Genomic DNA, 21760 nt, shown 5'->3' on the forward strand with positions numbered 1-21760 from the left:
AAAATAGCACTTATCAAATGAACTGTTTAATGGGTTAATGGGGTTAAAGTTATAGTTGTAATGAATAAGATAAAAAAAGATGGGCAAAATTGCCGGTCCTTTTGCGGTCATCCTTTATAATAGTCACTAATTGAGATTTCACAGAGTTCTAAAAAGGTATGTTTAAAATCGTGGGGTGTAGCTGGTATTTCTTCAGTTATCCAAATTTCTATGATAGATAGGATATTATTGACGAAGAGTGTAGCGACTTGCATTTTACTAATTTTAACGTCTTTTAGATTGAGTTCAAGATTATCCAGGACCCAGTTTCGGTATTTTGTAGTCAGAAAATGTCGCCAAACAGGATCTGCTAAGGTAGAGTAAAGGTATTTAAGCCATGTCCTTTTCTCGTATAGAATAGGAATGATATATTCAGCAAAATAATGCAAAGAATGCTCAGTGTTTTTCGGAGAGTCGCTAAGCAGGTTTGAAATTTTTCTATCAACTGAGGTATGGATATAGTCAATAATTTCTTCTGGGCTATTGAAATGATTTTTATAAATAGCTTGACGAGAGAGCCCGGCTTCATCAGCGATTTCTGCTATGGAGAAGGACATTTTATCAGGAAACTTAGCTGCTAGACGAAAAAATGCAGTAATGATTCTTTCTCTGGTTCCGTTAGCCATATCTTTTTCTCCTTTTTATAGGGGTATTTTTTTACTAGTTGCCAACAATAGACAGTGCATTAGTGGATAGAAGCCTATTAGACAGCTTTTTTTGAGTTGACTAATTGTAAAAAAGTGAAGCTAGAATTTAGATATAGTCGATGCTATACTTAAAGAGTGATGAGGCCTATATCACATATATTATAAGAAGGAAGTACAAAACTATGTCTAAAAGTTTTCTAAACGGTTATACCAACTATACTACGCCATCAGAAGTTCAAAAGAGCGTCATCGAAGATAGTAAACTTGGAAACGTCGGAACTTCCGTAACTGTTACTGTATCTTGGTCTTGGTCAGTAACGGTTAGCTGGACAGTCGGCTAAATATTGTCAAATTAGTCACAAAAGATGCTAGCAACTACTTATGACTAATCCTTGCCCCGCTTTCGTACAAGTCGATAAATGACGAAAGTGGGGTTATTTTTATAGCGAGATAGTATGAATATGACTAAATCTGAGATTATAGCATTATTAAATGGTGCAAAAGTAATTGAACAAAAAGATGTAAAAGAACTCTTATCAAAAGACAAATATATCCAACATAGTGAGCAGTTAGTAAAGTTGCTTAATACCCTAAAGTCAGAGCATATTGCTATTCTAGACTCGCAACATGATAATACTATAAAACTAATATCGAATAAAGTCAAGGCTGATTTAAAGCTATTTTATGATGAGAATGGGCTCTTGGAGAAAGTTCTTCTGCAAGTTGACTCACCTATTATCAAAAATTTCAATGAATTACAGTTGGGGATATCTTTGTTTGCAGATAGCTTTGTTGTAGGGGCGCATCTGATGGGAAAAACTTATCAGTATGGATTGAGTTCAAAATCCTATGCTGTGGCTTCGTTGATAAAACTATTAGTAGCGGTTGTCATTTTAGAAGCTTTACAGAATCATCAATTGGATTATGATTTTTCATATAGAATTGAGCTAGAAGATATTAGCTATTTAAGTGCTGGTTTATCTATAAAAGATGTTGGGCGAACAAAAACAGTGAGAGAACTTCTTGGTTTATTATTGTTAGCTTCGGATAATTCTGCGATGGATATCTTGTTAAAAATGATAAGACAGTATAACCTTTATCCTGCGAAAAAAACTATGCTTGATGAGGCAATTCGTCGTGTTGTGCCAACTAAGGAGTGGTTAGAAGCGGCTTGGTGCAATCCAGAAGAGGATGAAGAAACATGGCGTAAAAAGGCTTTAACACAGGTTAAGTGGATAGAAGGGTTGGATTATTTTATGACATCTGACTTGATTATCAGCTGCATTAGACAGCTAGTAACTTATGAATGGCTTCCTTATGATGAACTAGGCACATTGGTATATAAAGGTGGAAATAGTGCTGGGGTATTATCTGGCGCTTGGGTAAGTCGTTATCTCAATACTTGTGGGAACTATGTCTTTTTTGCTGTCAATAATCATAAACCAATTGACATACTAGAACAGACCTATTACCAACAGTGCTTACAATCTTTTATTGAAAACAACAAAAGTGCGTTTATAGGAGACGATAAATATGCAAGAGAATGATTTGTTAGGTAGAAATATAAATAAAGAAATAACGGTAGATGGTGTTAAGGTTATTCAAAAACAATTAGTTGGTGAAGAAAAAGATAAAAAACGCAGGTTATCCCACTTATTAAATTGGGAAAGGCAGGAACATCAGGGGGTTAATTCACCTAGAATGGTGTCTGTTGATGAGATTAAACAGATAGCTAGTTATCAATTCATTGATAATAATAAGACTCTTCTTCGTCTCTTTGAAGATGGAATTAAACAGTCAACTGTTGACGATTTGATACCTATCTTTGAAGAAACAGCCAAGTCCCTAGCACTCATTCATAATAGTAAAATAAACGAGGAATTTCTATTAAATAATCCGCAGAAACTTTTAAGACCACTTATCGCTTTAAATCCTAAAGAATACACGGAGTCTAGTGGTGCTGAATTAGAATTATTTGCACTTTTACAACAAGATTCTCAACTGATTGAGGCGTTAGGGTCATATCAAACAGACCAGAAATATCAGAAAATGATACATGGTGATGTTCGCTTAGATCAGTTTTTATATGATGGAGATAAGGTTTGGGTAATTGATTTTGAAGAATATACTTGTGGCGATGCACTAGCAGATATCTCTGGAATTATTGGAGCTGTTTTATTTGAGGTTTATTTGGAAGTGTTTTATTCCAGCTGGGATGGATCAAGGCAAGGCGAGACTGATATAGATATTAATAATCAGTTGCATAATAAAGAAACGAAACTATTAGAACTAATCTCTCCCTTAGTTATCTCCTTTATCACCCGTTATCAAAAAATATCGCACGAAGAGATTGATGGGGCATTATTGTCAAGTAATATTGGCTGTTTCTTTATTGAACGCATAATTAGTCGTTCAAAATTTAGCTTTAAGTTGTCAGCTGTTGATAGAGCGCTTGCTGGTATTGGTAGGGAGTTCATTGTATCTCCTGAAAATTTTAGCGCTCTCTTATCTGCAATTGAATAGTCAGGAGAAGTAATATGACAGATGTAAAACAATTAGCTAACTTAATTACTGTTGATAGTGATTTAGATAGGGTGGTGATTGGAGAAAATTCTTTTCCAGAAGTCACAAAGAGAAAACTTTCAGAATTAACACAGTGGTTGTATAGCACTTTACATACGGGAAATTTAGACTTAGCATTACAAGCTAAAGAAGATTTGAGAACAGAAATCGAATCTTCCTTGCAAGAAAAGCTACTGCCTGTTGTTGGAAAAAGTGTAGATGTCCAAGGTGTTCATTCTGTCAGTCTTGGAGGTGTACGTATTTACAGTGAAGAATCGTCAGAAACGGTAAAAATTTCACCGTTTAGACCAAATTTAAGTCCTGGATTTTTTATGTATATGAACTCAGTTCGTGCTGGTAAATTTATAAAGAATACAGAACGTTACTATGTGTACTCTGATAATCCAGAAAATGCGATTGCACTATGGGGTCAAGCTATTCACGAACTTGAGGAAATAAACATTCCATTTACCACAAAAATATTATCATCAACATCACGATATCCACGAAATGATGCTATGGTCTTTTATTGTACTGCAGAGGAATCAGAAGTAATAGAGAAAATTTTGCTCTCTGTAACACGGCAGCTACAAATTAAGTATCAAAAAGATCACATTTCAGCTTTGTGCAAGTGTATTAGTCCGACAGTTGGTTATGCGAAGCAACCGATTTTTAATGGACGGGAGGTCAGCTTTGGAGAGGATCGCTGTGAGGCTATTGCTTATGCGATAAAAGATAGTATCAGAACTGGCCTTGATTTTCAAAGAATATTGAAACAACGTTTAAAAAATCGAAGCATTAATCCTGAGCAACTTTACTTAAACCTAGAAGGAGAAAACGTATGAAAAATGCAGCGCTGATTATTATTCCTATCGTCATTTTTTATCTAGCCTACTTACTTTTCTTTTTCTTTGATATTAGAAAGAACAGTGTGAAATATTTGCCAAAATGGACTTGGTTTCTGATTTGTGCTTTTGTATCAGCTCCTTTAGGTGGGGTGATTTATTACTTTGTAGGTAGAACGGAGAAGATAGATCATGACTGATTTAGTAGAGCTACATGACGTAGATATTACAATTAAGCGCAATCATATTTTAAAGCATTTTTCACTGACAATTGGTGACACACCTAAAGTTATAGGGTTGATTGGTCTCAATGGAGCAGGTAAAACGACCTTTATCAAATCTATTTTTGGAGATTATGATATTAGAGAAGGGGAAGTCAATCGTTTATCAAAAAGTATCGCGTTTTGTACAGATGTTCCTGATTTTCCTTCACATTTAACTGCTTTAGAAATATTGAAATACTCTCGTTGGCTATTTTCAGGCAGTCAAAAGAATGACGAGTATTATCTAGAAACATTGGACAAGGTTGGGCTCGGAAGGAGTGCTTACCGTACAGTCGAACATTTTTCAAGAGGGATGAAGCAACGCTTAGGTATCGCATCTTCTTTAGTGCTTGAGCCAAAGTTGATTTTCTTTGATGAGCCAACAAGCGCGCTAGACCCCAAGGGACGGGAAGATGTGATTAATATCATGAAAGAGCTGGGGAAAGAAATGGTTGTTGTTTTTTCCAGCCATATCTTAAGTGATGTTGAAAAGATTGCGGAAGAGCTTATTGTCATCCATAAAGGTGAAAAAATCTATGAGGGAAATCTTAGCCACTTGCTTGAAACAACTCCAAATCATCAGAAAGCTTTTTTGATGTTTTCATCTGAAGAGGCTCAGGAAAAGTTCTTGAAAGAGTATCGAGGCAGTGTAATTTTTAAAGTAGAATCTAAAAAAGAGTTAAGCTTTTCCGCAGAAGATTTTTATCAAGTCCTTGCAGCGCTGAATCAAGAAACTCCTGTTGGGCTTCAGTCTATTAGAAAAGAAGCTGTAACCTTGGAAGATGCTTTTGATTACCTCGTGGGTAGCAGAGAGGAGAAGACTTCATGATACTTGAACTAAAACGGTGGCACCGCAGTAAAAGGCTTTATTTGCTAGTGTTCGTATTTGTCTGTTTAGCTCTGACTTCTACACTTAGCACGTATTACGCCAATGATATTATTAAACAGCTCAGTAGTTCAGCAAATATGATTCGGTTACCTGAGCCAACTTGGCAAAGTGTAATGGAGTCATACTTTAAAAATGTTGTTCAGATGGGGATTTTCATCTCACTTTATAGCATACTGGGAATGAGCAACATTTCTAAGACAGAGTCTTTAAGGTTATTTTTTCAAACACGAACTAGTAATCTGTTTAAGATATTTTTCCCAAAACTACTAGCTTCGCTTATTTCTTTTATTGTAGCCAGTCTAGCAGGCTTTTTGAGCGCTCTATATTTGACATTTGCATTGTGTGATAAGATTAACCTAGGACATAGTATCTATGCTTATTTGCTTAATTTATTAGGCGTAGTTGGGATTGTAATAATCGGCTTTTTATTACATATTATTGTCAACGCCCCTTTTGCTATTGCGGGTGTATTTGAGATTATTTTGCTTATTTCATCAGCATGGACAAGTGTAAAAATTCTCAGTGAAGTTCTGTTTACAAACTGGTTGCTACCGACAGATATTTTAATAGCGGGTTTTAAAAAAGTCACTCTTTCACCAAGTATCTGGTATTTGCTGGGTTACATTGTGCTGTTGATATGTATTAATATGGTAGTCTTCTGGTATAGAAGGAGGAGACATTATGGTCATTGAGATTGAGGATATTTGTAAAAGAATTGGTAAAACTGATATTATCAAATCTGTGACATTTTCTGTTGAAAAGGGCTCCACCTTTGCGTTGCTAGGACCAAATGGAGCAGGCAAAACAACCATTATTCGCTTATTGTTAGGAGTCTTGGGTTTAGATTCAGGTAAAGTTAAGTTGTTTGACGAGGTCTTAACGACAGATAACAGGGCACGCTTATTGAAACGAATAGGAGTCCAGAATGATGGCAATCTTTATGAAAAGTTGACTGTTCGTGAAAATTTACATTTTTTTGGTAAATTATATACTCTTAGTGAGAATGACATCGCTAAAAGGATTGACGATCTAAAAGAAGTCTTCCATATTCAGAAATATCTAGATATGGAGTTAGGGACTTTGAGCAAAGGGAATCGGCAGAAAGTACTTCTTGCGCGTGCCATGCTACATTCTCCAGAATTATTGATTTTAGATGAGCCAACAACTGGACTCGATCCAGAAGCAATTGATGAATTTAATAGCTTGATTAAGAAGATTAAGCAGCAAGGAGTTACTGTTATTATGTGTACTCACTATTTATATGGCCTGGATGACCTTGTGGATAGTATCGGCATTCTTGATAATGGAAAATTACTTGTTTCAGGAAGTCTGGAAAGTCTTAGAAATCCGCAGTCTCAACTGCGTATCTCAGGAAAACTTATCTTATCAGAAGAGTTGATGAAAGATGTTCATAATGAACATGATAAAGCTACTCAAATTTCCTTGTCTATTACTGATAGAGATAAAATCCCTGAAATAGTAACAAGCTTAGTTCATAATGAAAGTCAAATTTATAGTGTTCAAGAGCAAAAAGAAAGTATAAAGGATATTTACTTTCGTATTATAGGAGGTAATCATGAGTTATAAAACGATTGGTGCTATCTTAAGAAAAGATATTCTTGAGGTGAAAAAAGATAAAAGTCTAATGCTAACAGTGTTGCTTCTTCCTATGATTTTTTCGGTCATTTTACCATTGTTGTTGTTGCTGCTGGGAGCAAATGAAGGATTAACCTCAAGTATTGCTGGGATGACAAATTTTTTAAAGAATCTAACTCAGATTTCGCACCCAAGCCATCTAACAGGAACGAGTGTCATTCTATATGCGATATTTACTTACTTTTTTCTCCCATTTTTCTTATTGATTCCAGTCATGATTGCTACGACTTTGTCCTCAACAAGTTTTGTTGGAGAAAAAGAACACAAAACTCTTGAAGGATTATTATACAGCCCTGTTTCTGTAAGAGAGTTAATACTAGGAAAGTCTTTAGCCTCGGCTTTGCCAGCTCTGGTTATTACGATTATGTCAGCGCTAGTTTATTTTTTGATGATTAATACATTGGGTTTTCATTATTTCAAAAGCCTTGTTTTGCCAAATTTATCATGGGTAATCATGCTATTTATCATGTCTCCTTTATTGGTACTGTCATCAATATTTTTGATTATTGCTGGGTCACAATACATTGATAGTGGTCGGTCTGCACAAAGTCTGTCTATGTTTTTAGTCCTTCCTATTTTTGGACTCGTTATTTCACAATCTACGGGTGTCCTTCTTTTAGGAATTAGAGAAACGCTTATTTTAGTTATTGTACTGATTATTGTGGTAATACTTATCTTTTTGTTTCTGATTAAGACATTTGACTTTGAACGGTTTATTTTACATTAAAGGAGAAATACTTTATGAAAGCTCTAGCAGTTATTAATACAAACATTTTATCCAGTGATATGGTAGAAAATATGCAAACAGTCGATATACGTGGCACAAATGTGACGTGTGGTGTTGTTGACATTCCACGCCCTGACTTTAATCCTGATGCCTCTGAAAATGATGATTTTGTTTTAGTTCGTGTCTTAGCGTTCTCTTGTAATTACAGAGATAAAGCAATCATTGTAAAATCTCAATTAGAAATAGGCAAAGATAAAGCTGAAGGACAGGCGTTGAGTTTCTTTGGTTCTGATTTTGTCGCTAGGGTAGAAGAAGTGGGGAAGAATGTCACAAATCTCTCTAAAGGTATGCGAGTCATTCCTAATTGTTATTACCCTTATCAAGAATATGAAGGTGTTGGGACTGGAGTAGTGACTAATGAGGCATCAAGAGGTTGGTTAAAGTTGCATAAATCAAAGCTATTGTCAATCCCAGATGTTATGAATGATGGTGTGGCAGCTTCCTTTTCTATTGGAGCGCAGACGTCTGAGAGTATGATTCGACGCTCAAAAGTATCACAAGAAGATAGAGTTTTGGTGTGTAGTTCACGTTCTAACACCTCCTTATTCATCATTAAACGCTTGCTCTCCATGGGAGTTTCAGTAACAGCTTTAACGACGAGTGAATGGACGGAAGCAGAATTAGAATTTGTTAAACCGGCAGCTATCATAACGATCAAGCGTGGTTTGAGAGATTGGGATGAACTAGATATTGGTAAATTTGATCTTGTTTTTGACCCATTTTATGACCTGAATTTGCTAAATAGTCTTACTAAGTTGAATTTTGATGGTCGTTATATCACATGTGGTTTTAAAAATCAACATGAGACATTTAAAGAAAGCACGGACAACCTAGACAGTGATAGGTTTAATCAGCTGATGCTTACGGTAATGATTTTTAATTTGCATATTATTGGAAACTGCATTGGTACGACAGAGGATTTGCAAGGGGCGATCAACTCATTTATCCCTGAGAATCCTCCTATTGTCATTGAGAAGAATCTAGAGATTACTAGAGGCTCAGAATTTCTAGATGCGACATATAATCATAGTAATCGCTTTGGTAAAATTGTAATGCATTATGCAGATTAAATAAACGCCTTTGGTTTTCCGAAGGCGTTTGTCATTTTATCAGTTTTAATGTAGGAGAATAATAATGATTTCTTCCTTTTCTAGCAATCTCCAAACCATAGCGATCCATGAGCTTAACCACATACTTTGGATTGGAAATCCGAATCGACTATTCTTTGTTTAATTAAGACCACGAGCAGCCTTCTTGTTTCTTAAAATAAATAGATAATTTGTCTTCGTAAGTTAATTTCATCAAAAAATACCCCGAAAGTTAGATTTTTTTCTGTCTAACTTTTGGGGTGCAGTTTAATGGTATCCAAGGGCTTTTTCTTAGTGTGGTTTTGCAGAAAGCAATTATTTCCCCAAACAAAACTGGCTGAAGAGCTGAGTAATGAGTTCATCAGGAGCTGCATCACCCGTAATTTCTCCGAGAATCTCCCAAGTGCGGGTCATATCAACCTGCAAGAGATCTACCGGCATACCCAGTTCCAGCCCTTCATTAACAGCATGCAGACTTTCAAGGGCTTGCTCAATCAAGGAAATATGGCGGGCATTAGAGAGGTAGGTGGCATCTTTTTCAACACTAGCGGCATTGTCAAAGAAAATATCATTGATCCGTTCTTCAATAGCATCAATATTTTGGTTGTTGAGGACAGAGATTTTGATACAATCGTTTGGAAGCTGGTCGGTTTCAATTTGCTCTGACAGATCTGTCTTATTAAGAAGAATGAGACGATTGCTGTTTTTACTAATATCTAGTAAGGCGCGGTCTTGATCTGTCAGTTTTTCAGCGCTGTTGAGGACAAGCAAAACAAGGTCAGCCTCTTCCAAGGCTTTTTTAGAACGCTCAACGCCGATTTTTTCAACCAAATCATCCGTTTCACGAATACCGGCGGTGTCAATAAGCTTGAGCGGCACTCCCTTGATATTGACATACTCTTCAATGACATCACGAGTCGTTCCTTCGATATCGGTGACAATAGCCTTTTCCTCTCGTAAAAGATTATTGAGCAGACTGGATTTACCGACATTAGGCCGGCCGATGATAGCTGTAGATAAGCCCTCACGCAGGATTTTCCCTCTGCGGGCTGTTTTAAGGAGATTGGTCAACAAAGTTTCAAACTCTTGCGTTTTTTCCCACATGAGTGCGGTTGTCATTTCTTCCACATCATCATACTCGGGATAGTCGATATTGACTTCGACCTGAGCCAGAGTATTGAGGATTTCTTGGCGTGTGTTATTGATAAGGTTGGAAAGAGAACCATCTAATTGCTGGACAGCGATAGCCATAGCCTTATCTGTTTTAGCGCGAATGAGATCCATAACAGCTTCAGCCTGCGCTAAATCAACACGCCCATTGAGAAAGGCACGTTTGGTAAATTCGCCGGGCTCTGCCATACGAGCACCAGAACGAATGACCAGCTGAAGGATTTCATTAGTGACAGCCACGCCGCCATGCGTATTGATTTCAATCACATCTTCGCGCGTGAATGTTTTGGGCGCCCGCATGACAGAAACCATGACTTCATCAATAATCTCCCCATTTTCAACGATATGTCCATAATTAATGGTATGAGAGGGAACATTATCCAAATTTTTTCCCTTAAAAATTTTTTTAGTAATGGCCAGCGCTTCAGAGCCTGAAATACGGACGATGCCGATTGCCCCCTCACCAAGAGGGGTTGCAATAGCCGCAATAGTGTCAAATTCTTTAGTAATCATAGCTTAATTGTAGCGCAAAAAAAGGGAAGCTGCAAGATTTTGAGATAGCCAGAAAAGATTAACAAGTATGCGATTTCATGTTATAATAAGGTGATTATGTGTGAAAGAGGAACCTTTATGGAAGAACTCAAAAAAATTGCTGGCGTCAAAGCAGCAGAATATGTCAAAGACGGCATGATTGTGGGACTCGGAACAGGGTCGACAGCCTATTATTTTGTGGAGGAGATCGGCCGCCGTGTTCAAGAAGAGGGACTGCAGGTTGTCGGGGTCACAACCTCAAGCCGGACAACTGCTCAGGCTGAAAGCTTGGGAATCCCGCTAAAATCTGTTGACGAAGTCGATGTCATCGATGTGACCGTTGACGGTGCCGACGAGGTAGATCCTCAGTTTAACGGCATCAAGGGCGGCGGCGGTGCTCTTCTCATGGAAAAAGTAGTCGCAACACCGACCAAAGATTATATCTGGGTTGTTGATGAGAGTAAGTTGGTGGAGACTCTGGGAGCCTTTAAACTGCCGGTTGAAGTTGTTCAGTACGGTGCTGAGCATTTGTTCAGAGAGTTTAAGAAAAAAGGCTATCGGCCTTCTTTTAGAGAATATGACGGTGTTCGTTTTATCACTGATATGGGCAATTTCATTATTGATTTAGATTTAGGAAGCATTCCCAATCCTCTTGAATTTGGCAGCAAGCTGGATCACCAAGTCGGTGTTGTTGAACACGGCCTTTTTTGCGGCATGGTTAATCGTGTAATTGTGGCCGGCAAAGAGGGCGTACGGATTTTAGAAGCCGATAATTTATAGTTGATAGCAGAGCTATCTTAGAGATGAGGAATATCATGTCAACATTTGATCGTATTCATTTAGTCGTTTTGGATTCTGTGGGAATCGGGGCAGCGCCCGATGCTAATAATTTCTCCAATGCCGGTGTGCCGGACGGTGCTTCGGACACACTGGGGCATATTTCGAAAACGGTTGGGCTTAATGTGCCAAACATGGCTAAAATCGGCTTGGGGAATATCCCTCGTCCGCAGGCCTTAAAAACCGTTCCCGCCGAAAGCAGCCCGACAGGCTATGCGACAAAGCTGGAAGAAGTGTCACTGGGCAAGGACACCATGACCGGCCACTGGGAAATCATGGGACTCAATATCACTGAGCCTTTTGATACCTTCTGGAATGGTTTCCCGGAAGAAATCATTACCAAAATTGAAGATTTTTCAGGACGTAAGGTCATTCGTGAAGCCAACAAACCCTATTCAGGAACGCAGGTGATTGCGGACTTTGGCCCCCGCCAAATGGAAACGGGTGAGCTGATTATCTATACGTCGGCCGATCCTGTTTTACAGATTGCGGCGCATGAAGATATTATTCCGCTGGATGAGCTCTACAAGATCTGTGAGTATGCGCGTTCGATTACCTTGGAACGTCCGGCTCTGCTTGGGCGCATTATCGCGCGTCCTTATGTGGGCGAGCCCGGTAACTTTACGCGGACGGCCAATCGCCGCGATCTAGCCGTTTCGCCATTTGCCCCAACTGTCCTCAATAAATTGGATGAAGCAGGGATTGCTACCTACGCTGTCGGTAAAATTAATGATATTTTCAATGGTTCCGGCATCAATCACGATATGGGCCACAACAAGTCTAACAGCCACGGAGTGGATACCTTGCTGAAAACGATGAACCTGCCTGAGTTCACCAAAGGTTTCTCATTTACTAACTTGGTGGATTTTGATGCTCTCTACGGTCATCGTCGCAATGTGTATGGCTATCGTGACTGTTTGCATGAATTTGATGAGCGTCTGCCTGAAATCATTGCAGCTATGGCTGACAATGACCTGTTGCTGATTACAGCCGACCACGGCAACGACCCGACCTATGCCGGTACTGACCATACCCGTGAATACGTACCGCTTCTGGCCTACAGCCCGGCCTTCAAGGGAAATGGCGTGATTCCAGTCGGCCACTATGCAGACATCTCAGCCACTGTTGCTGAAAACTTCGGTGTGGAAACAGCCATGATCGGTGAGAGCTTCTTGGATAAATTAGTATAAGATGGAAAATTATATAGTCCTCCTAAGAGGTATCAATGTCGGTGGGAACAATAAGGTGGTCATGAGTGAACTTCGTCAGCATGTGACAGATATAGGGGTTACAAATGTTAAAACCTATATCAACAGCGGCAATCTCTTTTTTCAGTCAGATTGTCCTCGGGAGGATCTCGTTTCCCAGTTTGAGAAGTTTTTTGCCAATCATTATCCTTTTGTTCGCTATTTTTCACTTTTTTCACAGGAAGAGTATGAAAAAGATTATAATGACTTGCCTGATTGGTGGTACCAAGACTTAGCCCGAAAGGATGTTCTCTTTTTTACGGAAAACATGGATAAGAAAAAGGTCATCGATCGTATTAAGTCCTTTTCATTGAGGAATGAAGTGATTCATTTTGGAGAATTGGGCATTTATTGGGGGAAATACACTGAAAGCGAGTATCTAAAAACAAGCTACCATAAGCAGCTGATGAAGGAAGATTTTTACCGACAAATAACTATTCGAAACGGCAGGACAGCTAAGAAGATTTTACAATTCCTTCAGCAATAAAAGAATAAAGGAAGAACTATGTCATTACTAGAAAAAATTAACGAAACACGCGACTTTCTGACAGCACAAGGTGTTCAAGAGCCAGAGTTTGGCTTGATTTTAGGATCAGGTCTCGGTGAGCTGGCAGAAGAGATTGAAAATGCTGTCGTATTAGACTACGCTGACATTCCCAACTGGGGACGCTCAACCGTTACCGGTCATGCGGGAAAGTTAGTCTATGGTGATTTGGCCGGCCGCAAAGTTTTGGCTCTGCAGGGACGTTTCCATTTCTACGAAGGCAACTCGTTGGACCTTGTGACCTTCCCTGTTCGCATCATGAAAGCTCTGGGCTGTCAGGGCGTTTTGGTGACCAATGCCGCTGGCGGTATCGGATTTGGCCCGGGTACACTCATGACTATCAGCGACCATATCAACTTTACTGGTCGAAACCCATTGATTGGTGAAAACCTTGAAACGTTCGGTCCGCGTTTTCCGGATATGTCCAATGCCTACAGCAAAGACTACCGCAAGACAGCCCACCAAGTGGCCGACAAGCTCGGTATCAAGCTGGATGAGGGCGTTTATATCGGCGTATCAGGACCTTCCTATGAAACACCGGCTGAAATCCGTGCCTTTAAGACGATGGGAGCAGATGCTGTTGGCATGTCAACTGTACCCGAAGTGATTGTGGCCGCTCATTCTGGCCTGAACGTTTTGGGAATTTCAGCAATCACCAACCATGCTGCTGGTTTTCAAGATGAGCTCAATCACGATGAAGTTGTCGCTGTGACCGAACGCATCAAGGAAGATTTCAAGAGTCTGGTAAAAGCTGTCCTAGCAGAGCTGTAGGAGGCTTGGTGGTGAGAATTCATTTTGTCATTCAAGGCTTTAATTATAGAGAAATGAATGAGGAACTCTTTTCATTTCTGGATAGTTTCAATGTTTAAGTCAGATAAAACTTATATTTACAAACTTTTAGCTGCTTTTATCCTAACCAGTTTGCTGACAGGCTGCGGCGGTATACTGCTGCATGAGCTGCAAAAGCTGGTGGAAAAGCTGGCTTTTGGACGAGGAGAAGCCTCCTCGCAGCTGCTGCTCTTTGGCCGTGTGTCTCCTGAACGGCGCTTTTTGGCCGTTTTTGGCGCGGGAGTGCTTTCAGCCTTGGTGTGGTATTTCATACAGAGAAAAAATCGGCAGATTATTTCGGTCAGATCTCAGGTTTCACTGGATAAAAAAGCCAGTTATCGCCCAATCCTGTGGATACACCTCTGCAATATTTTCCTGCAGATTGCTTCTGTTGCAGCAGGTTCTCCCATTGGTAAGGAAGGCGCACCTCGTGAGCTGGGAGCTTTGACAGCAGGGCGGATTTCAGATTATTTTCATCTGCGTCTGCCTGACCGTAAACTCTTGATTGCCTGCGGAGCGGCAGCAGGGCTGGCGGCGGTTTACCAAGTTCCTCTTGCCAGTGTTTTCTTTGTCTTTGAGACGCTGGCTGTCGGTCTTTCTTTCCGCAATGGTTTGCTGGCTCTTCTTTCTACGGTTTTAGCAGCAGCAGTTGCCCAGCTGTCAATTCCAGATGTTCCGCTCTATAGGACAGGACAGCTGGCAGCTAACTGGTCCACGATTTTGCTGGCTGTTGTGATTGGAGCGGCGATTGGCCCCTTGGCCAACCTTTTTCGTCAGCTTACTGCTTGGGCGCAGTCGCATAAAACTAAAAGCAGGGCTATCCTCTGGCAGCTGCCCTTGAGTTTTCTTATTGTGGCAGCACTATCTGTCATTTTCCCCGAGATTTTGGGAAATGGTGGAGCCTTGGTACAGAAAGTTTTCTCTGCCCTGTCACCGGTTCAGGCTCTGATGGTTTTGCCTGTCAAAGCCTTCCTTGTCCTCCTTGTCTTAAAATCAGGAGCTTACGGCGGTACCCTGACACCATCTTTTTCAATGGGAGCTGTCGCAGCCTTCATTTTAGTGTCAGTCCTGCACATCATTGTTCCGAGTTTATCAATGACAGCAGCTTCTTTGTTGGGCTCAGCTGTATTTTTAGCAGTAACCATGAAAGCGCCGCTGACTGCCGTTGGCTTGGTTATCTCTTTTACAGGGCAGTCTTTTCCGTCTTATTTACCGCTTTTATTGGCAGTCGCGACTGCTTATATTGTCAATACTTATTTATCAAAACTACAGAAAGGCAGGGTATAGCTTGTACTCAGAGTAACTGAATACGGGCTGAGGACTGTGACAAAAAGATAAATCGCCAGCGAAAATCAGGATTTTCAAGCGATTTCCTATTTTGTCTGTGTCCTTTTAACGCCCTTTATATCTTAATTATGTCTATTCATATCGAAGCAAAACAAGGTCAAATTGCTGATAAGATTCTTTTGCCGGGAGATCCGCTGCGGGCTAAATTTATTGCCGAAAACTTTTTAGAGGATGCCCAATGTTTCAACAATGTTCGCGGTATGCTGGGTTATACCGGTAGCTACAAAGGTCAGCGCGTCTCCGTCATGGGAACCGGAATGGGAATGCCGTCCATCTCTATCTATGCCAGTGAATTAATCACCTCTTACGGTGTTAAAAAGCTCATTCGCGTGGGAACGGCCGGCTCACTCAATCAAGACGTCCATGTCCGCGAGCTTGTTTTGGCACAGGCTGCCGGCACCACTTCCAGCATGATAAAAAACGAATGGCCGCAGTATGATTTCCCGCAGATTGCAGATTTCAGCTTGCTGGATAAGGCCTATCATATTGCTAAGGACATGAACTTAACCACCCATGTCGGCAGCGTCTTGTCAATCGATGCCTTTTATTCTGATTTTGCGGAAAATAATATTAAACTGGGACAATTGGGTGTTAAGGCTGTTGAAATGGAAGCGGCAGCGCTTTACTATCTTGCGGCTAAACATGGTGTGCAGGCACTGGGAATTATGACCATTTCAGACAGTCTGGTCGCAGATGAAGACACAACAGCCCAAGAACGTGAAACAACCTTCACCGATATGATGAAGGTAGGCTTAGAAACCTTGATTGCTTAACATGACAGAAAAAGAAACATTGGACATTCTGCTGAATGTTTACGCCTATCACCATGCTTATCAGATCGTCAAAGTCAGCCGGGAGTTTTCTGATGATATTCATTTTCTCTTGGAGCTCTTGAAAGAAAGACGTGAACTCAATGTTGATTTTCTCTTTCAGCATCGTGCCCGTCTGAAAGAGCTGGAAAGTGCCTATCAGATTTCTCTTTTGGACAATGCTTACGAAGAAGAACTGCTGGCAAACTATATCATGGATTTGGAAGCAAAGCTGCGCAATGATAACATTATCGACTTTGTCAGGAGTGTCAGTCCGATTTTATATCGGCTGTTCATGCGTTTGCTGAACAGTCAGATCCCGGATATTGAGGATTATATCTATGATGCCAAAAATGACCAGTATGATGTCTGGGAATTTGACAAGATGCATCAGTCTTCAAATCCCTTTGTTCAGGATTTTGTCGCTAAGAGAAGAGACAGCAAGGTAACTTCTAAAAGTTTGGTTGACTTTATCCAGCTGACCGATCTGCCTGAAAACATCAAAGCGGCCGTTTTGCTCTTACGGGACTTTGAAAAATCAGCCCGCAATCCGCTGGCTCACCTCATTAAACCTTTTGATGAAGAAGAGCTCCACCGGACAACAGGCTTCTCGTCCAAAACGTTTTTAGAGAAGATTATCGCTCTGGCGATTTTTTCAGGAGTCATCTATGACAGTAAGACCTTTTATTTTGACAAGGTCAATGACCTGATTAAGAATCTTTATTAGGCCAGCCTATTTAAAAAACAGTCTGACAAAAAAGAGCCGTCAGGCTTTTTTCAGACTGAAGAAAAAGTCTATTTTACAAAAATGAAAAGTAATACTATTCTAAGATGAAATTTTAGAGAGAATTTAGTTTTGGAAGTTTGTCTGCAAACCGAAAAGAGCCATCAGGCTCTTTTTTACTTATTAAATTTCACTTCTTCAAGAAGGTAGTCGATGAATTTTTCGCCCATTTTGGAGAGGTTGGCTTTTTCGTGTTTGAGATAGATGATGTCAATCTCATCTTCAACATCAAGGGGGATGGAAACGATATTGTCTCCGTTGAGATTGCTGTTTAAGATACCGGTCGCGATGGTATAGCCGTCTAAACCGATCATGAGATTAAAGAGTGTGGCCCGGTCAGACACGACGATGGATTTTTTGTGGGAAATCTGCGACATGATTTCTTCTGAGAAGTAAAAGGAGTTGTGAATCCCTTGATCATAGCTGAGATAGGGGAAATCTTCCAAATCGCTCATGGAAACCATTTTTCTATCGGCCAGAGGGTTGGATTTGCTGACAAAGATATGAGGATGGGCTTTGAAAAGGTTGGTGTAGGTCAAATGATTGTCATCAAACATCTTTGTTAAAACGTCATGATTATAGCTGTTTAAAAAGAGCACGCCGATTTCTGAGCGGAAATTTTTCACGTCATCAATAATTTCGTAGGTTCTGGTTTCACGCAGAAAAAGCTCATAGCGGGTCATATCCGTTTCTTTCAGCAGACTGACAAAAGCATTGACAACAAAAGCGTAGTGCTGGGCAGATACACTGAAAAGTTCGCGCGTGTGCCCTTGGCTTTTATAGCGCTCTTCCAGCAAAGCAGTCTGTTCGACCACCTGACGGGCATAGGATAAAAACTCAACACCGTCCTTGGTCAGCGTGATGCCTTTTGGATTGCGGATAAAGATTTCAATGCCCATTTCCCGTTCCAAATCACGAACGGCATTGGACAGTGACGGCTGAGTAATAAAGAGCTGTTTGGCAGCTTCGTTCATGCTGCCGGTTTCGACTATTTTGATAATGTAATGTAATTGTTGAATACGCATATGCTTATTGTAACACAAATCAGGCTGTTAATAAATATAGCCTGATGGCAAGCGGCTCTTTGCTTAAAGCTCATCATTGCAAAGGAGCATTTGAAATGGTATAATGAACAGGTTAATATTACCTATTAAAGAATGTATTGTTTTGGAGAGGAAAAGCATGGTTAGTCGCTCAAATAGAAGTCATCAGAGTCATCATACAGGAAATCACAAAAAGCTAAGTGTTATTAACAGTATTCTCTTAGTTCTTTTTACGGTCCTGTCTGCTGTGACTCTCTTTTTTGTTTTTGCCTATGATTTCTTAGCTTTTAGAAGTCTGAATGTGATTGCAGCAGTAGCCTTGATTGCAATTGTTTTGCTGGCGCTGGTCTTGATTTTAAAAAAACGTGCCGTCAAGTTTACTTTGGTTCTGCTTTTGCTGGGAAGCTTAGCAGCTTCAGGCGCTCTCTACTTTTTGAAATCAGCCATTGATGTGTCTGACAGGATGAATCAAACGGCTTCCTATTCAGAAGTTAAAATGAGCGTCGTTGTTCCTAAAGACAGCTCAGTGTCTAGGCTTGCTGATTTAAAGAGCGTTTTAGCGCCAACCGGCAATGACGGAACTAATATCGCCTCTCTCATCAGCAAAATTCAAACTGATAAAGGTGTTGATTTGACTACAGAAGCGACTGATTCTTATCAGAGTGCCTATCAAAGCCTGCAGGAAGACTCCAGCAAGGCTATGGTTTTAAACAGCGCCTACAGTGAATTGCTGTCACAGACTGATGAAAATTATAAAGATAAGCTAAAGACAATTTACACCTATACGATTAAACAAAAGGTGGCCTCGGCTCGAAAGAAAACCAATAAAGATGTCTTTAACCTATATATCAGTGGTATTGACAGCTATGGCTCCATCTCATCGGTTTCACGTTCGGATGTCAATATCATTATGACGGTCAATCGTAAGACCCATAAGATTCTTTTGACAACAACGCCGCGCGATGCCTATGTTCCTATTGCTGACGGCGGCAACAATCAAAAGGATAAGCTGACCCATGCAGGTATCTACGGTATTGACTCATCGATCCATACTTTAGAAAACCTCTATGACATTGATATTGATTACTATGCCAGAATCAACTTTACATCGTTTTTGACCTTGGTCGATTTGCTGGGCGGCATTGAAGTTTATAATGATCAAGCCTTTACAAGCCATATCGGTCACTATGATTTTCCGGTCGGAAAACTCAAGCTGAATTCTGAAAAAGCCTTGGCTTTTGTCCGCGAACGTTATTCATTGGAAGCAGGGGACAATGACCGCGGCAAAAATCAAGAGAAAGTCATCGCAGCTATTGTTGACAAACTGTCTTCTATGAAAGCTGTATCTAATTACAACAGCATTATCAAGGGACTTGGAAAATCTATTCAAACCAACATGTCCTTAAATACCATGATGTCTCTGGTTAACTCACAGCTCGAGTCCGGTTCAAAATATACGGTCAAATCACAGGCCCTTACCGGCAAAGGCTCAACCGGAGAACTGACATCTTATGCCATGCCGAATGCCAGTCTTTATATGCTGTCTATTGATGAATCCAGCCTGACAAAGGCCAAAGATACCATCAATGACACCATGGACGGAGAATAAGAAGCAGAGCCGTTCGAAAGAATCGGCTAAACCATGATTTATGAAAAAACAAAGATAGGAGGGGATTATTTGACTGAGAATGACCTTGAGGAGGTTCATCGGTTTTATCTATACGTCAAGCGGCTGTTAGACATTATTATCGGTCTTTTGGGCGCGGTTTTTCTCCTGCTTCCGGTTTCGATCATTATCTTTGTTTTCTATCTCTTTGGCAGAGACAAGGGGAGTATCTTTTTTACCCAGGAAAGAATGGGCAAAGGAAGAAAGACCTTTAAAATAATAAAATTCCGTTCCATGGTTGTCAATGCTGAAGACGTTTTAAAAACAAATCCTGAACTCTATCAGCAGTACCTTGATAACAGCTATAAATTGCTGCCTGAAGAGGATCCAAGACTGACCCGAATCGGCCATTTTATCCGAAAAACCAGTATTGATGAGCTGCCGCAGTTTATCAATCTGATCAAGGGAGATATGAGCTTTATCGGTCCCAGACCTATTCTGGCTTCTGAATTAGAAGAGTACACCCCCAGTGAACAAGCAGAGCTCCTGTCTATCAAACCGGGGGCAACGGGCTGGTGGCAGGTTTCCGGCAGAAGCGAGGTTCTGTACCCTGAACGCTGTCAACTGGAGCTCTATTATGTCAGAAATTTCTCTTTCAAGTTAGATGTGAAGATTTTCTTTTTAACGATCAAAAAAGTTTTCACAGGGGAAGGAGCCCATTAGGCAGCAGTCTTAACCTTTGATAGCATTAAACCAGATTATCCGTAAATGGAGTAGTATATACAGTGAACCGCTATAATTCCGTCAGATTTAATTTCGTGATGAACTTTATTCTGACCATCTCAAACTTTATTTTTCCTCTGATAACCTTTCCCTATGCGTCCAGAGTTTTACAGGCTCAAGGAGTCGGGACAGTATCATTTGCGACATCTATCATTACCTACTTTACGATGGTCGGCATGATGGGAATCCCTACTTATGGTATCAGAGCCTGTGCCAAGATTAGAAATGATCAGGCAAAATTAAGAAAAACGGTTCAGGAAATTTTTCTGCTCAATGCCATCGTCATGCTCTTGGCTTTAGCTGGCTTAGGCATTTCTGTTTTCATGGTTCCCAAACTGTCTCAGGAAAAGACGCTTTATCTGATCATGTCTTCAACCCTGATTTTCAATGTTCTGGGAGTTGACTGGCTCTATAAGGCTCTGGAAAAATATTCCTATATTACGGTTCGGTCTATCATTTTCAAATTCCTGTCGCTGATTTTACTGCTCCTTTTGGTGAAAAACAAAGAAGACTATGTTATTTACGGTGCCATAACCGTATTTGCAGGAGTAGGATCCAACTTGATGAACTTCTTGAATTTAAGAAGACTGATTGACCTTAAACCTCTCAAAAATTTAGATTTAAAACAGCACCTCAAACCCTGCCTGACCTTCTTCCTCTTAACGGTATCGACGACCATCTATCTCAATGTTGATACCACCTTGATCGGCTTTATTAAGGGAGATCATCAGGTCGGCTACTATACTGCTGCTGTAAAGATTAAGCAGATTCTAGTCAGTATTGTAACGTCACTGGGGACAGTTTTGCTGCCCCGTTTGTCCTTTTATCACGAGCAGGAGCGTCATGCCGAATTCAGAACGCTTGTTGAGAAAGCCCTCAGTTTCGTTTTTGTGCTGGCAGTGCCCTTGACCGTGTTCTTTGTGCTTGATGCTAAGGAAAGCATTCTCTTTTTATCGGGAGATAATTTCCTGCCGGCTGTTCTGCCCATGCAGCTGATTATGCCGACGGTTATTTTTATCGGTATTTCCAATTTAATGGGTATCCAGATTCTGGTTCCCATGCAAAAAGAAATGCTGGTGGTTGTATCGACAATCATCGGAGCAACGGCTGATGTTTTGATTAATGTCATCACCATTCCTTTATTCGGCGCTGCAGGTGCGGCCTTTGCCGGCAGCATTGCAGAGCTGACAGTTGTTTTGGTTCAGCTATACTTTTTACGCGATTTGATTGTGCCCATGCTGAGACAAATCGGTTTATGGAAGATCATCTTAAGCACACTGGCAGCAGTTGGTGCCACTTTGGTTTTAAAAGGCTTCTTATCGTTTGGAACCTTCTTAACCCTTGCTGTGACAGCACTTGTCTTTTTTGCTGTTTATGGCATCTTCTTGCTCATCACAAAAGAAAAGTTTACGATAGATACCCTTCAATCATTATTGCTGCGGTTTAAATAGGAGA

General features: G+C 40.4%; 23 protein-coding genes and 1 pseudogene. 20 read left to right on the top strand and 4 right to left on the bottom strand.

Translation table 11 applies throughout. The annotated features are described in order from the left end of the window. Positions 1–107: 107 nt before the first annotated feature. The gene (locus G573_RS0106305; protein WP_027975914.1) at positions 108–665 is read right to left on the bottom strand and encodes a TetR/AcrR family transcriptional regulator; all 558 of its coding nucleotides are present in this window, start codon (positions 663–665) and stop codon (positions 108–110) included. A 203-nt stretch (positions 666–868) separates the two neighbouring features. Here G573_RS0106305 and G573_RS11310 point away from each other — a divergent pair, with 203 nt between their 5' ends. From G573_RS11310 to G573_RS0106350, 10 genes are all read left to right on the top strand, one after another. After that, positions 869–1027, top strand: coding sequence for a signal protein (locus G573_RS11310; protein ID WP_084522382.1), 159 nt, complete (start codon positions 869–871; stop codon positions 1025–1027). A 114-nt stretch (positions 1028–1141) separates the two neighbouring features. Further along, positions 1142–2233, top strand: coding sequence for a serine hydrolase (locus G573_RS0106310; protein ID WP_027975915.1), 1092 nt, complete (start codon positions 1142–1144; stop codon positions 2231–2233). After that, positions 2220–3209, top strand: coding sequence for a phosphotransferase (locus G573_RS0106315; RefSeq protein WP_027975916.1), 990 nt, complete (start codon positions 2220–2222; stop codon positions 3207–3209). Before G573_RS0106310 ends, G573_RS0106315 begins: the two co-directional genes overlap by 14 nt. A 14-nt stretch (positions 3210–3223) precedes the next feature. Beyond that, the gene (locus G573_RS0106320; protein WP_027975917.1) at positions 3224–4093 is read left to right on the top strand and encodes a T3SS effector HopA1 family protein; all 870 of its coding nucleotides are present in this window, start codon (positions 3224–3226) and stop codon (positions 4091–4093) included. Continuing rightward, complete coding sequence (locus tag G573_RS0106325; RefSeq protein WP_027975918.1) at positions 4090–4293, top strand: hypothetical protein; 204 nt, start codon at positions 4090–4092, stop codon at positions 4291–4293. Before G573_RS0106320 ends, G573_RS0106325 begins: the two co-directional genes overlap by 4 nt. After that, complete coding sequence (locus G573_RS10985; RefSeq protein ID WP_245543143.1) at positions 4286–5185, top strand: ABC transporter ATP-binding protein; 900 nt, start codon at positions 4286–4288, stop codon at positions 5183–5185. Before G573_RS0106325 ends, G573_RS10985 begins: the two co-directional genes overlap by 8 nt. Next, the gene (locus tag G573_RS0106335) at positions 5182–5937 is read left to right on the top strand and encodes a hypothetical protein (protein WP_027975920.1); all 756 of its coding nucleotides are present in this window, start codon (positions 5182–5184) and stop codon (positions 5935–5937) included. The genes G573_RS10985 and G573_RS0106335 overlap by 4 nt, the downstream gene beginning before the upstream one ends. Then, positions 5927–6832 carry an ABC transporter ATP-binding protein gene (locus tag G573_RS0106340; RefSeq protein ID WP_027975921.1) on the top strand — a complete coding sequence of 302 codons (906 nt, stop codon included), beginning with the start codon at positions 5927–5929 and terminating at the stop codon, positions 6830–6832. Before G573_RS0106335 ends, G573_RS0106340 begins: the two co-directional genes overlap by 11 nt. Then, positions 6822–7628 carry an ABC transporter permease subunit gene (locus tag G573_RS0106345; protein WP_027975922.1) on the top strand — a complete coding sequence of 269 codons (807 nt, stop codon included), beginning with the start codon at positions 6822–6824 and terminating at the stop codon, positions 7626–7628. Before G573_RS0106340 ends, G573_RS0106345 begins: the two co-directional genes overlap by 11 nt. Before the next feature lie 14 nt (positions 7629–7642). Next, positions 7643–8758 (top strand): alcohol dehydrogenase catalytic domain-containing protein, encoded by a 1116-nt coding sequence (locus tag G573_RS0106350; protein ID WP_027975923.1) that lies wholly within the window; start codon positions 7643–7645, stop codon positions 8756–8758. A 43-nt stretch (positions 8759–8801) separates the two neighbouring features. Here G573_RS0106350 and G573_RS11660 read toward each other — a convergent pair. Then, positions 8802–8990: pseudogene (locus G573_RS11660) on the bottom strand (IS3 family transposase); the annotation flags it as partial. Positions 8991–9091: 101 nt separating this feature from the next. Further along, positions 9092–10459, bottom strand: a complete 1368-nt coding sequence (gene mnmE, locus G573_RS0106355) for a tRNA uridine-5-carboxymethylaminomethyl(34) synthesis GTPase MnmE (protein WP_027975924.1) — start codon at positions 10457–10459, stop codon at positions 9092–9094. Positions 10460–10576: 117 nt separating this feature from the next. Between mnmE and rpiA the strand changes: the two genes are divergently transcribed. From rpiA to G573_RS0106390, 7 genes are all read left to right on the top strand, one after another. Continuing rightward, the gene (gene rpiA, locus G573_RS0106360; protein ID WP_027975925.1) at positions 10577–11257 is read left to right on the top strand and encodes a ribose-5-phosphate isomerase RpiA; all 681 of its coding nucleotides are present in this window, start codon (positions 10577–10579) and stop codon (positions 11255–11257) included. A 35-nt stretch (positions 11258–11292) separates the two neighbouring features. Further along, positions 11293–12504, top strand: a complete 1212-nt coding sequence (locus G573_RS0106365) for a phosphopentomutase (protein WP_027975926.1) — start codon at positions 11293–11295, stop codon at positions 12502–12504. Position 12505: 1 nt separating this feature from the next. Further along, positions 12506–13048 (top strand): DUF1697 domain-containing protein, encoded by a 543-nt coding sequence (locus tag G573_RS0106370; RefSeq protein ID WP_027975927.1) that lies wholly within the window; start codon positions 12506–12508, stop codon positions 13046–13048. 18 nt (positions 13049–13066) lie between these two features. Further along, on the top strand, positions 13067–13876 hold the full coding sequence (locus tag G573_RS0106375; protein ID WP_027975928.1) for a purine-nucleoside phosphorylase: 810 nt from the start codon (positions 13067–13069) through the stop codon (positions 13874–13876). A gap of 90 nt (positions 13877–13966) precedes the next feature. Continuing rightward, positions 13967–15220, top strand: a complete 1254-nt coding sequence (locus tag G573_RS0106380; protein WP_027975929.1) for a chloride channel protein — start codon at positions 13967–13969, stop codon at positions 15218–15220. 128 nt (positions 15221–15348) lie between these two features. Beyond that, complete coding sequence (gene deoD, locus G573_RS0106385; protein ID WP_027975930.1) at positions 15349–16053, top strand: purine-nucleoside phosphorylase; 705 nt, start codon at positions 15349–15351, stop codon at positions 16051–16053. A gap of 1 nt (position 16054) precedes the next feature. Next, positions 16055–16816, top strand: a complete 762-nt coding sequence (locus G573_RS0106390) for a LytR family transcriptional regulator (protein WP_027975931.1) — start codon at positions 16055–16057, stop codon at positions 16814–16816. Positions 16817–16989: 173 nt separating this feature from the next. Here G573_RS0106390 and G573_RS0106395 read toward each other — a convergent pair whose 3' ends face one another. Next, positions 16990–17898 (bottom strand): LysR family transcriptional regulator, encoded by a 909-nt coding sequence (locus G573_RS0106395; protein WP_027975932.1) that lies wholly within the window; start codon positions 17896–17898, stop codon positions 16990–16992. A 157-nt stretch (positions 17899–18055) separates the two neighbouring features. On the opposite strand from G573_RS0106395, the gene cpsA reads away from it, so the two are divergent. The 3 genes from cpsA to G573_RS0106410 all read left to right on the top strand — a co-directional run bounded on the left by cpsA (position 18056) and on the right by G573_RS0106410 (position 21756). Then, positions 18056–19525: an LCP family glycopolymer transferase CpsA gene (gene cpsA / locus G573_RS0106400; protein ID WP_027975933.1), complete on the top strand. Its 1470-nt coding sequence runs from the start codon at positions 18056–18058 to the stop codon at positions 19523–19525. 33 nt (positions 19526–19558) lie between these two features. Next, the gene (locus G573_RS0106405; RefSeq protein WP_037586832.1) at positions 19559–20245 is read left to right on the top strand and encodes a sugar transferase; all 687 of its coding nucleotides are present in this window, start codon (positions 19559–19561) and stop codon (positions 20243–20245) included. Between the two features lie 98 nt (positions 20246–20343). Beyond that, a complete protein-coding gene (locus G573_RS0106410) occupies positions 20344–21756 on the top strand; it encodes an oligosaccharide flippase family protein (protein ID WP_051175744.1) in 1413 nt (470 codons plus the stop codon). The last annotated feature ends 4 nt before the right edge of the window (positions 21757–21760 follow it).

The sequence above is a fragment of the Streptococcus devriesei DSM 19639 genome (assembly GCF_000423725.1).
In the GTDB taxonomy this organism is placed as follows: domain Bacteria; phylum Bacillota; class Bacilli; order Lactobacillales; family Streptococcaceae; genus Streptococcus; species Streptococcus devriesei.

Bases quoted from the DNA above. Each gene is read 5' to 3' on its own strand.
- G573_RS0106390 (WP_027975931.1), top strand. From the start codon at position 16,055: ATGACAGAAAAAGAAACATTGGACATTCTGCTGAATGTTTACGCCTAT.
- G573_RS0106315 (WP_027975916.1), top strand. From the start codon at position 2,220: ATGCAAGAGAATGATTTGTTAGGTAGAAATATAAATAAAGAAATAACG.
- G573_RS0106320 (WP_027975917.1), top strand. From the start codon at position 3,224: ATGACAGATGTAAAACAATTAGCTAACTTAATTACTGTTGATAGTGAT.
- G573_RS0106380 (WP_027975929.1), top strand. From the start codon at position 13,967: ATGTTTAAGTCAGATAAAACTTATATTTACAAACTTTTAGCTGCTTTT.
- G573_RS0106405 (WP_037586832.1), top strand. From the start codon at position 19,559: ATGATTTATGAAAAAACAAAGATAGGAGGGGATTATTTGACTGAGAAT.
- G573_RS0106365 (WP_027975926.1), top strand. From the start codon at position 11,293: ATGTCAACATTTGATCGTATTCATTTAGTCGTTTTGGATTCTGTGGGA.
- G573_RS0106395 (WP_027975932.1), bottom strand. From the start codon at position 17,898: ATGCGTATTCAACAATTACATTACATTATCAAAATAGTCGAAACCGGC.
- G573_RS0106340 (WP_027975921.1), top strand. From the start codon at position 5,927: ATGGTCATTGAGATTGAGGATATTTGTAAAAGAATTGGTAAAACTGAT.
- G573_RS11310 (WP_084522382.1), top strand. From the start codon at position 869: ATGTCTAAAAGTTTTCTAAACGGTTATACCAACTATACTACGCCATCA.
- G573_RS10985 (WP_245543143.1), top strand. From the start codon at position 4,286: ATGACTGATTTAGTAGAGCTACATGACGTAGATATTACAATTAAGCGC.
- cpsA (WP_027975933.1), top strand. From the start codon at position 18,056: ATGGTTAGTCGCTCAAATAGAAGTCATCAGAGTCATCATACAGGAAAT.
- G573_RS0106345 (WP_027975922.1), top strand. From the start codon at position 6,822: ATGAGTTATAAAACGATTGGTGCTATCTTAAGAAAAGATATTCTTGAG.
- G573_RS0106375 (WP_027975928.1), top strand. From the start codon at position 13,067: ATGTCATTACTAGAAAAAATTAACGAAACACGCGACTTTCTGACAGCA.
- G573_RS0106410 (WP_051175744.1), top strand. From the start codon at position 20,344: ATGAACTTTATTCTGACCATCTCAAACTTTATTTTTCCTCTGATAACC.
- G573_RS0106370 (WP_027975927.1), top strand. From the start codon at position 12,506: ATGGAAAATTATATAGTCCTCCTAAGAGGTATCAATGTCGGTGGGAAC.
- G573_RS0106335 (WP_027975920.1), top strand. From the start codon at position 5,182: ATGATACTTGAACTAAAACGGTGGCACCGCAGTAAAAGGCTTTATTTG.
- mnmE (WP_027975924.1), bottom strand. From the start codon at position 10,459: ATGATTACTAAAGAATTTGACACTATTGCGGCTATTGCAACCCCTCTT.
- deoD (WP_027975930.1), top strand. From the start codon at position 15,349: ATGTCTATTCATATCGAAGCAAAACAAGGTCAAATTGCTGATAAGATT.
- G573_RS0106305 (WP_027975914.1), bottom strand. From the start codon at position 665: ATGGCTAACGGAACCAGAGAAAGAATCATTACTGCATTTTTTCGTCTA.
- G573_RS0106350 (WP_027975923.1), top strand. From the start codon at position 7,643: ATGAAAGCTCTAGCAGTTATTAATACAAACATTTTATCCAGTGATATG.
- G573_RS0106325 (WP_027975918.1), top strand. From the start codon at position 4,090: ATGAAAAATGCAGCGCTGATTATTATTCCTATCGTCATTTTTTATCTA.
- G573_RS0106310 (WP_027975915.1), top strand. From the start codon at position 1,142: ATGAATATGACTAAATCTGAGATTATAGCATTATTAAATGGTGCAAAA.
- rpiA (WP_027975925.1), top strand. From the start codon at position 10,577: ATGGAAGAACTCAAAAAAATTGCTGGCGTCAAAGCAGCAGAATATGTC.